Source organism: candidate division WOR-3 bacterium, assembly GCA_013177935.1.
Classification (GTDB): domain Bacteria; phylum Hydrothermota; class Tepidihabitantia; order Tepidihabitantales; family Tepidihabitantaceae; genus Tepidihabitans.
Map to the genome: position 1 here is coordinate 217399 of JABLXZ010000003.1, position 13512 is coordinate 230910.

Here is a 13512-nt window from a genome sequence, read left to right on the forward strand (position 1 = left end):
AATGTCGATACTGTTACTGCTTATCTGGGGAGTTTTAACACCGCAGCAGACTCGGGAGTTAGCCCAAGAATACAATCGGATTCAGACATTGATTGAAGCTCGCAACTATCAAGATGCTATTAAAGGACTGAACCGCCTGGTGCGGGAGTTTGGGGCAAGTGAGTTTGGCGATGAACTTAATTTTGCGCTGGGAGAGTGTTATTTCAATCAGGGGGAATACCCACGGGCATTGAAGTTGTTTCAGAGTTTGCTGGAAAAGCCCCGTTACTCGTATATCAAGCCGGAAGCGATGTATGGTGCGAGTTTATGCTACATTATGATGGGCAACTATCGACAGGCGCAGGTGCTATTAGAAAAGCTGGCAAAGGAACCGGGGTACAATGCCGACCCCCGAACCAATTTTGCCCTGGGGGTACTCTATTATTTTCAGCGCTCTTATGAACAGGCAAGGGCTAACCTTGATGGGCTCGAGATGCCCGAAGCAAAGTTTTATCTTGGGAAATGTTATGCTCAACTGGGAAACCCAATGCGGGCGCTGGTTAAATTCAAAGAGGTGACCGATGCGGTGCCTAACACACCTCTGGCGTTGATGGCACATTTCAACGCTGGATTGGCGTTGTTTATCAATCGGGATTACGATGGTGCCCGAGCAAAGTTTCAATTTTTCCTTGACCAGTTTTCTTTTTCACCTTTAGCCGATTTTGCTCATTATTTTTTAGGGTGTGCCTTGATTGCTCAGAAACAGTACGCCGCGGCAATTGACCACCTTATGCCCCTGACCCGTTCCAGCAACAATTTCCTTGCGGCTCATGCCAACTACTTTATTGGCTATGCTCAATTGGCGCTGGGTAACGCTCAGGAGGCGGTTGAACGCTTCCAGCGGGTACGGTCCAACTACCCACGGACGATGGTTTCCAGTTATGCCCATCTGCAACTGGCAGCGGCGATGCTGGCAACGGCTGATACCGCACAAACACTTCTCGCAACCAGTCAGTTGAGCCGGATGTTTACAACAGGCGCGCTCTCGGGCGTAGGGAACTATCTATCGGGTGTGATTTATTATCAACTGGGAGATTATCGCAGTGCCGCTGAACAGTTTGAAAATATCCTTGTTAACTATTCCGGGACCGCATTACGCGAGCCCGCAGCCGCGATGCTGCTGATGGCACTCAATTCGAGCGGCCGATTTGACAACTGCGTTGCTTTGGGAACGAAGTATCTTGCCGATTATCCGGATGAAAAATCGGATTGGCGGCCGCGGATTTTGTACTCACTTGCGGAGGGTTTCTACTATACCCAGAAGTACAGCGAGGCGGATGACTACTACCAGCGGGCGTTCAACCATCCGGCTGGTGCCGAAATTGCCCCTTATGCCCGACTGGGACGCTGTTACGCCCTTTATCACCTGGGTCGGCTGAATGAGGCACTTTCCGGTTTTAAGGGATTGTTAAACGCCCGGTTGAGTGACACTTTATTCACGGTTAGCGCCTATCTGGGTTACGGTTACTGTCTATTTAATCAGGGCGAGTATTTGAAGGCGTTAGATGTTTTTGAGGCTTTGACCAATACATTTCCGGATGATTCACTGGCCGCGGTGCCGGGCTATTTTTACGCTGGTTACTGCTATTATCAGTTGAAGTATTACGGTCAGGCGGTTGATGCCTGGACGACCTTGATGAATCGGTTTCCCCTGAACAATCTCAAGGTTGCTGAAGCTGCCTTTCGAACCGGGGATACCTATTTCAAGGCGCTGGAGTACGACAAGGCGCTTGCCGCTTTTGGTTTTGTAATCGAGAAGTATCCGTTTTCGCAATTCGCGCCCGCTTCACAGGCACTAATCGCTCAATGCTATTACAATCGGCGGCAGTATCTCGATGCAATTCGGGAGTACCAGAAGTTTCTCGACCTGTACCCTTCCGATGCCCAGGTGCCTGGTGTTCGCAAAAGTTTGGAGATGAGTTATTATCTTGCCGGTCAGGAAGATTCAACTGTGATGCGGCAGTTTCTGGAACGTTTTCCGCAATCTGAAATGGCAGCCGAGGGTCAGTACGCTAAAGGAAAAGAGTTGTTTGATGCCGGTCGATTTGATGAGGCGATTGTTGAGTTGCAGAAAACGGTGGTTAATTTCCCTGGTTCTGGGGTTGCCGGTGATGCCCAGTTGTTGACCGCGGAAAGTTATGCGCAGTTGAAACAGTGGCCGGAAGCGGCTCAGGCATATCAAAAATTTCTCGATTATTTTCCGGAACATGAGCAGCGCAGCGGCGCGTTTTTCAATATGGGCATCGCCTATTTTAATGCCGGAGAGTACAAACGAGCGCTTCAGGCATTTCAGACCGTTGTTGACTCGTTTAGCGAGTCGGAATATGTGGAAAGTGCGAAAAAGAATATTGAAATTTGCAACAAACGGCTGGGCGCCGGTCAGTACGACACACCAGCCGAGGAAGGCGAATCGGGTGCATCGCCCCCGTCGCCAGAAGATGTCAATCCATCAACAGGAGGGGAGAAAAAACCATGATAATGGGTCAGAGTATAGTTCAGATTTTCAAGAGCAGTTTGGTAATGGTGATTCTGCTTATTACATCAATCGCGGCGCTGGCACTGATTCTTGAGCGGTTCTGGTATTTTACACGCAATAGGTTTAATCCGGCAAAAGGGCTTGCGGAGTTGCGACGCATTCTGGCGCAAAATGGACTGCCTCAAGCGCTTGATTGGAGTAAAAGACAGAACAATCCCTTGGGACGGCTGTTTGTGGTGGCGTTAGAAAATCATACATTGAGCGGGGAGGAGCTATCGGATTTGCTCTACAGTTTGATCCTTGAAGAGCGGATTCGTTATGAGAGGTTATTAGGTGGTATGGGAACGCTGGCGAATGCGGCAACACTGCTTGGGCTTTTGGGCACAGTTACCGGGCTAATTGGAGCCTTTGGTAATATCGCTCTTACCGGTTCAGGTGGACCAGCGGTCGTATCCAAAGGGATTGCCGAGGCTTTGTTTACCACCGCCTTTGGACTTTTCATCGGGATTCCGGTTCTGTTCTTTTACAACTACTTTTCCAAAAAGTCTTCGGACCTGACAATGGCGCTGGAAAGTGTTGCTGAACGGCTGGTAGTGATGCTGGGTCGATACAAACAACCGCAGCGAGTCGAGCGGCCTGTGGAAACTAAACCGGTGCCATCTCCTTCGGTGGTACAGCCTGAGGTTAGCGAGGATACAACCTGGAAGTTCTAATGCGACGCCGGACCAGGGTTGAATCGTATCGCAATTCCGGACTGATATTGAACTCGCTGGTAGATATTGCGCTGTCCCTGGTTATTGCCTTTATCGTTTCAATGCCGATTTTCTTTGAGTCCGGTATTTTCGTTTCGGCACCCGGTGCGGCACGTGCGGCAGCGAATGAACCGGGTTCGGATATCAAGGCGAATATTTTGATTACCAACGACGGTCGGATAATTTTGAATGAAGCCCAGGTGTCTTACGAAAATCTTTCCGAACTGTTGCCGCGCTTATTACAGCGGAGTGTAGAACGACGTGTCATCGTAGCGGCTGAGGAGCAGGTTAAATATGACCGGGTGATGCAGGTCCTTGACCTGGCGAAACAATGTGGTGCGGCTGATGTTGCGCTTTTAAGGACAAGGAGGGTCAAATGAAAAAGGAAGCACCTAACATTGATATTCTGCCGATGGCTTGTGTCGGGTTAATTCTTGTTCTGGTTATGATGATGGTAGCACCCATGGTTCTGACCCACAATGCTACACCGGTGGATGTGCCGCAAACTCATACCGCAGAACGAAAAACAGAAAACGATGTTACTATTACCTATACCGCGGATGGGCGTCTTTATTTCAACGATGAACCGGTTGCTGACTTTGATGAGTTGTATAGCCGGATTTCGAACGAGATAACCCGTGACCCTTATGTTCTCGTGGTGGTGCGAGCGGATAAAGAGTGTCTCCATTCATCGGTTCTTGACATTCTCGCCTGCGCCCGTCGGGCCGGTGCCTCGCGCATCGCCTGTGCAACTAAAAAAATAGCCCAAGGGGGATAAATGTTTGCTGAGCGCCGCAATTGGACACTGGAAATTACGCTACTAATTTCGGCGGTGCTTCATCTGTCGGGCATAATCTTGTTTTCCCGTTCCCGACCTGCAACCAGTTCCGGTCTCGATTTGCAAGAAGTAAGTTTTATGGATGTTACTTACCGACCCGAAGTGGCGAAAGTTGTGGCTTCAAATCCGACACCAGCTGGAGGCGGAAGTGGTGAAATTTCTGAAGGTGCGACCGCGACCTACGCTTCGGGCGTGGCAGCCGAAGAGGTGGCCCCGCTGGATATGACCGCAACGCTGGAGCGTTCAACATCACAGGCAAAGATTGAGCTGGACCGGTATGAACTGGCAAGAGACGGTGAGATGGATGTGATTCGCATCGGGGGCAAGGGTTCATCCCAGACAACTGAGGAGATTCTGGCTCAGGCTCCGATTTCTTTAACCAGGGGTCCTGGCAGTGCGGGTAGCGGTTCCGGACTTAGGGGTGTTCCTGGAGTTCCCCAGCCGCAAGCGCAACCCCAACTGACGATTGAGCATCGGCCCTTGTCCAAGCCATCAACCGCACCAACATTACCCCAGTTGTCACCTCAGAGTCAACCGACAATCGCAGCACCGGTAACCAGGGGAACGAGCTTTCAAATTGCCGGACCAATATCCCAGCGGGAAATTGTCAATAAAGTTAAACCAAAGTACCCGAAGTGGGCGCTGGACCAGCGGATAAGCGGCACAGTAACGGTGCGTATCTGGGTAATGCCCAACGGAAAAGTGAAGGGGATGCCACAGGTGCTATGCAGTTCTGGTTATCCTGACCTTGACCAGGTGGTTGTAAATGCGGTTCGGGAGTGGGAGTTTGCGCCACTTGGTCCTGGAGTAAAATCGGAAGACCAGTGGGGTGATATTACATTTATCTTTCAGCTGTCTTAACCTGAGTTGATATGATGTTTTTTATACTGGCGTACTTTCTTCTGAGTCAAACTGAAGATACGGTGCAGCAGCGTAAACCGGCAAACAGCCATACAATTGGCGAAGAGGTCATTGTCGGTGAGACCGAGGTTAAGATTCAGGACCAGAAGTTTTTCTTCCCGCCCCAGATTGACCCCTGGAGTCCGATTAACGACCTTCTGGCACCGGAGAGTTATGTGTTTGATGAGGGGTTATTTAAGGCGGTTGATTCACTCACCGTGCCGCATCATTTTATTCACTCATCTTTCTTGCGGGTGCCGGTGGAAAAGAGTTTTATCTATGGTGAAATTCTGGTGTTTTTACCGTCGTTTGAACATCGGGTTGCAACCTGGGAACTGGTAATTGCCAATTCGTTAGGAGAAACGGTCCGACGGGTGCGCGAAAAAGGGCAGCCACCAGCGGTGATAACCTGGGATGGCAAAACGGATAAGGGTGAGCCGATAGCGACCGGTGATGTTTACAGTTTCACATTTAACGCCTACGATGCCCAGGGTAATCAAACCCGGATTCAATGTGAGCCCCAGCGGATTAACGCCGTGGTCTGGAAGGAGAAGCAGGAGTGGGTTGTTTCTGTCGCGGCGGACCAGCTGTTTAATCCTGAGGGCGCGCAACTGATTAAAGAGGCGGAAGCAAGACTCGATGAGATTGCGAATGTGATAAAAGAGCGGTTCAAGAAAGAGGTTGTCGTTTATGTATATTCGGAAAAGGAGAAACTCTCCAGCGACCGGTGTCAGATAATTGAGCAGGAGATTGCCCGCCGGATAGTTTTGCCCAAAGGGGCATTGAAGGTTGCACCAAGGTTTATACCCGGTCTCCAACCCAAACACTCCAAAGTAGAAATTCACATCATCTAACCGGAACGCTTTTGCGGCGTTCTTGCTTTGACGAATCGGTATTTATGAGTAGCATTACGGATAATATAGAGTGAAAGGAGTTGCTATGAACGATACTGTTGGATTTCTGTTTCCCGGACAGGGAGCCCAGTATGTTGGTATGGGGTTAGACCTTTACGAACGGTTTGCCGCTGTTCGTGATGTTTACGACCGGGCAGAGGATGTTTTAGAATTGCCGATTAAAAAAATTTCCTTTGAGGGTCCGGAGGAGGTGTTGCGGCAAACCCGTTATACACAACCCGCAATTCTTACCCATTCAATTGCAGTTTGTGCCATTCTGCCGGAGTTGAAACCGATGTGTGCGGCGGGACACTCGCTGGGTGAATATTCGGCGCTTTATGCGGCGGGTTGTTTTGATTTTGATTCGGTGCTGAAGATTGTAAAACGGCGTGCCGAGCTGATGTTTGCGGAAGGAGAAAAAAGACCGGGAGCGATGGCGGCGATTATCGGACTCGACGCCGCAACGGTGGAAAGTATCTGTCAGGAGGCGGCTGGGGTTGTCGTTTGTGCCAATTACAATGAACCACGCCAGACGGTAATTTCGGGCGAGCCAGATGCGGTTCAAAGGGCAATGGAACTGGCAAAGAGTAAGGGGGCTTTGAAGGTGGTGGCGCTTCAGGTTTCGGGTGCGTTTCATTCGCCGCTGCTTGAAGAGTCGGCAAAAGAGTTTGCCGATTATCTTGGACAGTTTGAGATTAAGCCGCCTACCTTCCCGGTAATAATGAATGTTACGGGCAAGGCAACAACTGATGGTAATGAGGTTCGGCAGAATCTGCGGCGGCAGCTTATCTCGCCGGTGCGCTGGGTCAGTATAATGGAGACAGCAAAGTCGCTGGGCTGTAAAAGATTTCTGGAGTTAGGTCCAGGTCAGGTTCTTGCTGGTCTGGCAAAGCGAATTGACCGGGAGTTTGTCGTGACATCATTAGGAAAGGCGGCGGAAATCGAGCGGTTTATTGAGGAGGCGTAGGATGGACTGGAAGGCATTTTTAACCACTTTTGTTGCGGTCTTTCTGGCTGAGTTAGGGGACAAAACTCAGATTGCTACCCTGTCGTTTGCTGCCGGGTTCAACTCTTTTTTGAGTGTGTTTTTGGGGAGCGCTTTGGCATTGATTTTGACCTCCTTACTGGCGGCGTTAGTTGGTTCCAGCCTTGCCCATATCATTCCCACGCGCTGGGTTCATCTTGGCGCCGGTGGCATCTTTATTATATTGGGAGTTATCTTAGTGGTTCGCAACCTTCGTTGATGAAGATAAAATGCCAGCCAGACGATTTTCGGGTTGAGGAGTTAATCCGGTTAAAGATTAAACCGCGCGGGGCATATTCAGTTTATCGGCTGGAAAAAAGGCACTGGAATACGCTTGATGTCATCCGGCAACTGCAACTGAAGCACCGATTTCCTGCAGTGGCACGCGCCGGTTTAAAAGACCGCCACTCCTTTTCAATTCAATATCTATCGATACCGGGCAAAGGTCCCAAACGGGTAACAGCCGATAACTACTCTTTGACGCTGATTGGTATGGCGGATGAACCAATTTCCCGGGACTCGCTGATTGGCAATCGTTTTGAGATTGTGATTCGCTGCCTTGACCAGACCGAGTTAAGCCGGTTGCAAGAAGCGTTACCGCTGGTGCGGCAGTTTGGTTTTGTCAATTACTATGATGAGCAGCGATTTGGTTCTGCCCGGCACAAACAGGGGTTTATTGCCCCAAAACTGATTGCCGGACATTTTAACGGTGCGTTAAAACTGTATCTGGCAACACCAAGCGGTGCGGACGACTCAACAACCCGACGGCAGAAGCGGGAGATTCTGGCGAATTGGGGCAACTGGCAAAAGTGCTGGGCGGTGGCTAATTTCGAGACGAAGCCGATTTTTAAGTACCTGATTGAACACCCGAAGGATTTTGCGGGCGCAGTTCGTAAAATTCCCCGGGCGATGCTGGAGTTGTTCATCAATGCTTATCAGGGGTGGTTGTGGAATGAGATAGCGAAATCGTTGCTCGAGGATATGGGGTTGGCAAGACTTTCTGTCCCTTATGGGTTTGGCAGGCTGGTGTTTTATGAAAGACTTTCGCCTTCAGATTTGCGTTATCTCGCGCGGCTCGTAATTCCGGCACCGGCGCCCAAAGCGGAGTTCAAAAGCGAACGGGTGGCGCGGGTATTTCAGGAGGTTTTAAAGCGTGAGGGAGTGGAACCGGAAAAGATGAAACTGAAGGTGCGAATCCGCGGGGTATATTTCAAGCCTTATGAACGAGCGGTAATGGTGCGGCCCGAGCATCTGGACGCAACTCAACCCGAACCCGACGAGTTGTACCCGGGTAAAAGTAAGGTGCGGGTTTCATTTGTCCTGCCGGCCGGAGCCTATGCCACCATCCTTTTGAAAAGACTGTTTGCGTTGCCCCAATGAGCGTTTTAATTATTTTCCTTAGTTGTGGAATAATTTCACCACCGATGGTTGCATCTAATCCGGGCCGTTCCTGGTTCACACTGGAGACCGACAATTTTCTCATACATTTTTCCAGCATAGGGAAGTTGAGTGAAGAGCGCAGTGAATTTGCCCGCTATATCGCCGAGATTGCTGAAGAGGTCCGGACGACGGTGGCATCTCAAACCGGTGTGGTACCAAGGGACAAAATTCATATCGTTGTTGCCGACTTTTATGACACTTACAATGGCTGGGCGATACCTTTTCCCTATAACACAATTACGATTATGCCCGCGCCACCGCACGATTTTAAGACCAATGATGACAACTGGCTCCGGACGCTGATTCTGCACGAGTATGCGCACATTATGCAACTGGAACAGCGCCGGGGATTTCTCAGCGGGTTAAGCCGAATATTCGGCAGGGTGGTTTTGCCCAATGCCCTTTTACCGACCTGGCTGATTGAAGGTTATGCGGTGTACAATGAAACAAGATTTAGCAATTCTGGCCGGTTAAGGAGTGCGGAGTGGCAGGGGATGATTTATCAGGCGGTGCAGGATAATAAACTTCTGGGGATTGACCGGTGTGATGGTTACGAACTTCAAAGGTATCCTGGTGGTCTGGCACCTTATCTATATGGCGGGATGTTCTGCAAGTTTATCGCTCAAAAACAGGGTGAGAATGTTTGGGAAGAGTTCAATTGGAAGAACTCAGGACAGGTGCCGTTTTTCGAGAACCGGCTGGCAAAAAGGATGCTGGGTAAGAATTTTAAGCAACTCTGGCGCGAATGGCAGGACAGTTTAATCTCTCGGACCGATTCAATAAAGAAGAAGATGGGCAAGGATTCGGCCAATCTATTCACCAGCCTCACCAGCGACGGTTATGATAAAAGTGCGCCCTGCTGGTCAAAAAATGGCAATGAGATTTATTACATTACAAGAACAGGCAGAGAAAGGACCGCAATAAAGTGTCTAAATCTTGGAACGATGGAGTCCCGGGTTTTACATCGGGGCAGAGTTATCGGTGGGGTCAGCGTTTCGGCTGATGGCAGGTTGCTCGCTTTTGCCCAGCGGTTAGTGAAATACACCGGCGAGGAGCAGAGCGACATATTCCTGCTCGACTTAACCACCGGTAAGAAAAAACGATTGACCGTGGACGAACGGGCTTGGGACCCGGACTTTGCGCCGAATGATTCGCTTTTGATATATGTCAGTAACAGTTCTGGTCAGAGCAATCTAATGATATTGAACTACTTGACCGGTCAGCGGCGCCAGATTACCGAGACCAGAAATTACGCCGTTTACCATCGACCGCGATTTTCACCGGGTGGCAGGCTGGTTGCGGTTGAGGTGTGGCGGCCCGGTGGCTACACAGACATTGAAATCATTGACCTTGAGACCGGCTGGACCATTCCGATTACCTCGGACCGGGCAAGCGATATCTTTCCTGCCTGGTCAAGAACCGGCAAGTTTCTATTTTTCTCGTCAGACCGCAGCGGCTTGTTCAACCTTTATGCCTATGGTGTTGAATCGCGCCAGTTGTATCGGTGTACTGATGACCTGGGTGGGGTGTTTGAACCGGCGGTCTCACCCAGCAACCGAAAAATCGCGCTGGTGCGGTTGGGCAGTGATGGTTATGATTTAAGTTTAATGGCGCTGCGGCCGCGAGATTGGGTTCCTGCGGCCGACTTCGGTGATTCTTTTCCGGAAAAGGAGTATTCACCGGCTTCTTTTCAATCGCAACTCTATCACTACTACCCAATCGGTACTTTACTGCCCCGATTCTGGTTGCCTTGGTTATCGGTGGCTCCTGATTTAGAAGTTGGGGCGTTTACCTTAGGCTGGGATGTTTTGCAGTTCCACCGTTATTCAGTTGTTGGTGGTTATCAGGCGAGGAACCAGACGCCTTTTCTCAGATTTAATTACGAGTTATTGCGTTATCTACCCGATTTCAACCTTGAAGGGTTTATTTCGCCCTGGGCGCAGCAGAGCAGGCTGGGTGTCGCCATTCCGATTTATGGTGATGATTGGTACCAGCAGAGCGGAACCGGGATTACGGTCAGGCGTGACACGATGATGGCAGCGTGCTTTGACCTTTTCTGGGGTTTTGATAACAGTCAAATCTTTCGATTTAATGTTGCGCCGGTTAGCGGTCGGGAAATTGGTATATTGAGCGATGCGCAACACCGGGTCATTTTGGGCAGACAAAATGTGGTCCGGGTTGCTGGTTACTGGAATGAGTATATTGGAAATCCGCCCGCTGCCTGGAGTTTGAAATTTAAGTTTGCTCTGGGGAGCGCTTTTGGTGATAGCGCGCGGTTTAGTGCCTTTCAAATGTCCAATTGCTCAGGGCTGTTTTCGGTCCGCGGTTTTTCCGACTCATTTCCGGTCGGTTCAAATATCGGTGTCGCAGGGCTGGAGTTCAGAATGCCCATCTACTGGCTGGAGCGCGGCATTGGAACCTTGCCCATTTTCTTTCGCAATGTGAACGGCGCGCTTTTTCTGGAAACAGGTTTAGTTACAAATCAACGGCGTATTGACTTTAAAAACTGGCGCAAGGGTGGTGGTGGCGAGGTTCGTTTTGACTTTATGTTTGCTCGCTATGTGCCGTTCAGTTTGACGGTCGGTGCCGCTATCGGTTTAGAGCAAAAGTTGTCTTATCAGGTCTATTTGAATTTTGCCAGCGAATTGCTGGCATCAATTACCGGTAATAAAAAATCGGGCGGTCTTATTATACTCCGCAGATTGGACATTTGACTTCGGTCTTGTCCGGAGGCTTGGGGTGGTCGCACTGTTCCAGGGTGCCACATTCAGCGTAGCGATGATAGAGATAGCATTGATTGATGTAAGCCTCACGGGGTGAAAGCGCAGGTTCATACCAGAAGAATTCGTACTCTTTCCAGTGGGATTTGATTGCTTCGCGCAGGTTTCGTTCTGCCCGGGCAACAATGGCAATCTCTTTGGGCTTTTTTGCCAGACAGTAAACACCGCCCACCCGGTCTGGCACAGAGATATCAACCTGCAGAGGTCGGAGGAGATAAGGTCCACGCATAGTTCCTCCTTTTTTAGACTCCCTGATAATTCGGATAACCCGATTGCGTCATTTACCGATTTATTGTAAATCGGGCAAATCGTTTTGTCAAGCATTTTTTCTATTAGCGTGGACCTTCAGCGAAAATGTCATAGGTATTTTTTTTCTACTTTTAGCCTATTCGCTCTTTGAAAATCTGGAGGGTTATTTCAGGACGAGAACCTTGTGCGTGATGCTCTGGTTGCCAAGTTGAATTCGGACGAAATAGGCGCCGGGTGTCGCGGTTGTGGTGTGCCAGGCATTTTCTTCAGGTTTGGCAATAACCCTGCCCGAGGCATCAAGAATCACAATTTTTGTTCCTGGGGGCAGACCGCTCAATCTGACCACTGCACCTTTCGCAACAAACAAAGGATAAATGCTGACCCTTTGTAACTCCGCCGGCTGGCGTTCGGAAACGCCGAGTTTGAAGTATTCGTAAATGGTGGTGTGATTGTCATCGGTGTAGTCATGGCAAATTACCTCTGCTTTGCCGTCGTTGTTGAGGTCATAAAGTCCGACTAAGGGTAAGCCGGTATATACCTGCCAGAATTGCTCATACTGGTCGTTGCCAGTGCAGCGGAACAGGTGGATTCTTGCACCATCGGACACAGCGATTTCAGGCACACCATCACCATCCACATCACCGGTTACAAGTGTTTGAGGACTGAATCCGTTCGCCGGGAAGTAGGTGTGCCAGACCACCTCAAAGGAGTCGTTTTTAGAGGACTCATAGATTGCCATCACGCCCATGTTATATGCGTCCACAGCAAAGGCAATCGCCTCGGTTCTGCCATCCCGGTCAATGTCCTGACCACCTGCTACAGCGCCAAAGCGCATTGGACCGATAGAAGGAAGCGAACAAACGGCGGTAATCACGAATGAGTCATTACCGACCGCTTCATAGATTCCTACGACTCGGGCACCCACCTTAAATATCTCTGGAAAGCCATCCCGGTCAACATCTGGGGTGGAGCCGAACCCGTAGATGCCGATGTGTGGTGTATCAGGAAGAACGGTTCTGAAGGCGTAACTGTCATCTGCCACATATTCAAATACAGAAATACCTGAGCCGGGAAGGTCAAAGTTCTGCAGGACAATTTCCTGTGCTGAATCTCTATCAAGGTCGGTTACGATTGCGTAAGGGGTAATTCCTCCAATTTGAGCCTGCCATACGCACTGCAGAGGCAGGGATGCTGAGTCCGCACTCTCGTAAATGAAGAATGTGTCGTTGTCCGTTTTGTCCACACCAAAATCGCTCTTACCATCCCGGTCAAGGTCTCCTATGAACCAGAATATAGCCCATTGCAACCCCGGAATACGGATGGTGTCATAATTCATATCCGGGGTAAATTCAAGGATGTACTCATTTGGGTTATCAATGGACTGGGCATAAAACTCCTGCAACCCATCGTGGTCGGCATCACCGCAGGTGATTCGGGCGCCAGTGTAGTAAGGCAAACGGGCTATCTGACGGAATTCGAAACTATCGGAAGAAATGGTGCTATTCGGCTGGACTGGAAGGATTGCAAGCAAAGCGGACAGAAATACCAGGTTCACAATAACAGTGTAACAAGAGGAGAGAGGGTGTCAACTCAAGGTATGAAAGGAATATAACCAAGGAGGTAAGTATGAACAGATAGTAGGTACCGTATTAGTTAATTAGTCAGTTCAGTAAGAAAGTAAGCAGTTGATGCTCCCAAACAAAAGGAGTAACAATGAAAGGTCTGAAAATAACCACAGGACTGCTTGTTATAGCAGTTCTATCATGTGTAGCATACAGCCAGACGCAGTGGGTCTGGCGGGTTTATAGTCTTGGGAGAAAAAGATTAAGGTTTATATTGACCGCGTAAACCGAAGTAATAGTATATGATAGAGTTAATAGGCAGGAGGCGTATGAGATTTAAAATACTGGCTGTGTTTTTGTGCCTGTTTTGCGGCTTCATCTGGGCACAGGACTCATTGAACTGCCGGCTGGTGGGCGGTTGGCCATTTGGTCTATCCTATGCGGTTGCGGTTGATGAGGCAAGGAACATAGCGTTTCTTGGCTCTGGTGGTGGAGTTTATATCCTTAATGTCGCCAACCCTTCCAACCCGGTAAAAATCTCTGAGGCGATTCACACTAA

The 13512-nt window shown here is 49.7% G+C and carries 13 protein-coding genes; 11 read left to right on the forward strand and 2 right to left on the reverse strand.

What is annotated here, in order from left to right; all coding sequences use genetic code 11:
• The first annotated feature begins 1 nt into the window (after window position 1).
• From HPY86_06540 to HPY86_06585, 10 genes are all read left to right on the forward strand, one after another.
• Entirely contained in the window at window positions 2–2515 is a 2514-nt protein-coding gene (locus tag HPY86_06540; GenBank protein ID NPV14572.1) for a tetratricopeptide repeat protein, read from the forward strand.
• 2 nt (window positions 2516–2517) lie between these two features.
• Window positions 2518–3228 (forward strand): MotA/TolQ/ExbB proton channel family protein, encoded by a 711-nt coding sequence (locus HPY86_06545; protein ID NPV14573.1) that lies wholly within the window; start codon window positions 2518–2520, stop codon window positions 3226–3228.
• Window positions 3228–3647, forward strand: coding sequence for a hypothetical protein (locus HPY86_06550; protein ID NPV14574.1), 420 nt, complete (start codon window positions 3228–3230; stop codon window positions 3645–3647). Before HPY86_06545 ends, HPY86_06550 begins: the two co-directional genes overlap by 1 nt.
• On the forward strand, window positions 3644–4045 hold the full coding sequence (locus HPY86_06555; protein NPV14575.1) for a biopolymer transporter ExbD: 402 nt from the start codon (window positions 3644–3646) through the stop codon (window positions 4043–4045). Before HPY86_06550 ends, HPY86_06555 begins: the two co-directional genes overlap by 4 nt.
• Entirely contained in the window at window positions 4046–4966 is a 921-nt protein-coding gene (locus HPY86_06560) for a TonB family protein (GenBank protein NPV14576.1), read from the forward strand. It begins immediately after the preceding gene.
• 11 nt (window positions 4967–4977) lie between these two features.
• Window positions 4978–5859, forward strand: coding sequence for a hypothetical protein (locus HPY86_06565; protein ID NPV14577.1), 882 nt, complete (start codon window positions 4978–4980; stop codon window positions 5857–5859).
• A gap of 85 nt (window positions 5860–5944) precedes the next feature.
• Entirely contained in the window at window positions 5945–6865 is a 921-nt protein-coding gene (gene fabD / locus HPY86_06570; GenBank protein NPV14578.1) for an ACP S-malonyltransferase, read from the forward strand.
• Between the two features lies 1 nt (window position 6866).
• Window positions 6867–7142 carry a TMEM165/GDT1 family protein gene (locus HPY86_06575; protein ID NPV14579.1) on the forward strand — a complete coding sequence of 92 codons (276 nt, stop codon included), beginning with the start codon at window positions 6867–6869 and terminating at the stop codon, window positions 7140–7142.
• Window positions 7142–8302, forward strand: coding sequence for a tRNA pseudouridine(13) synthase TruD (gene truD / locus HPY86_06580; GenBank protein NPV14580.1), 1161 nt, complete (start codon window positions 7142–7144; stop codon window positions 8300–8302). Before HPY86_06575 ends, truD begins: the two co-directional genes overlap by 1 nt.
• Window positions 8299–11076: a hypothetical protein gene (locus HPY86_06585; GenBank protein ID NPV14581.1), complete on the forward strand. Its 2778-nt coding sequence runs from the start codon at window positions 8299–8301 to the stop codon at window positions 11074–11076. Before truD ends, HPY86_06585 begins: the two co-directional genes overlap by 4 nt.
• On the opposite strand, the gene HPY86_06590 is transcribed toward HPY86_06585, so the two are convergent.
• Together HPY86_06590 and HPY86_06595 are read right to left on the reverse strand one after the other, a co-directional pair.
• Window positions 11051–11371 carry a hypothetical protein gene (locus HPY86_06590; protein NPV14582.1) on the reverse strand — a complete coding sequence of 107 codons (321 nt, stop codon included), beginning with the start codon at window positions 11369–11371 and terminating at the stop codon, window positions 11051–11053. The genes HPY86_06585 and HPY86_06590 overlap by 26 nt on opposite strands.
• A gap of 183 nt (window positions 11372–11554) precedes the next feature.
• Complete coding sequence (locus HPY86_06595; GenBank protein NPV14583.1) at window positions 11555–12946, reverse strand: T9SS type A sorting domain-containing protein; 1392 nt, start codon at window positions 12944–12946, stop codon at window positions 11555–11557.
• Between the two features lie 336 nt (window positions 12947–13282).
• Between HPY86_06595 and HPY86_06600 the strand changes: the two genes are divergently transcribed.
• Window positions 13283–13512: hypothetical protein (locus HPY86_06600; protein ID NPV14584.1), on the forward strand; the 230-nt coding region annotated here is incomplete at its 3' end.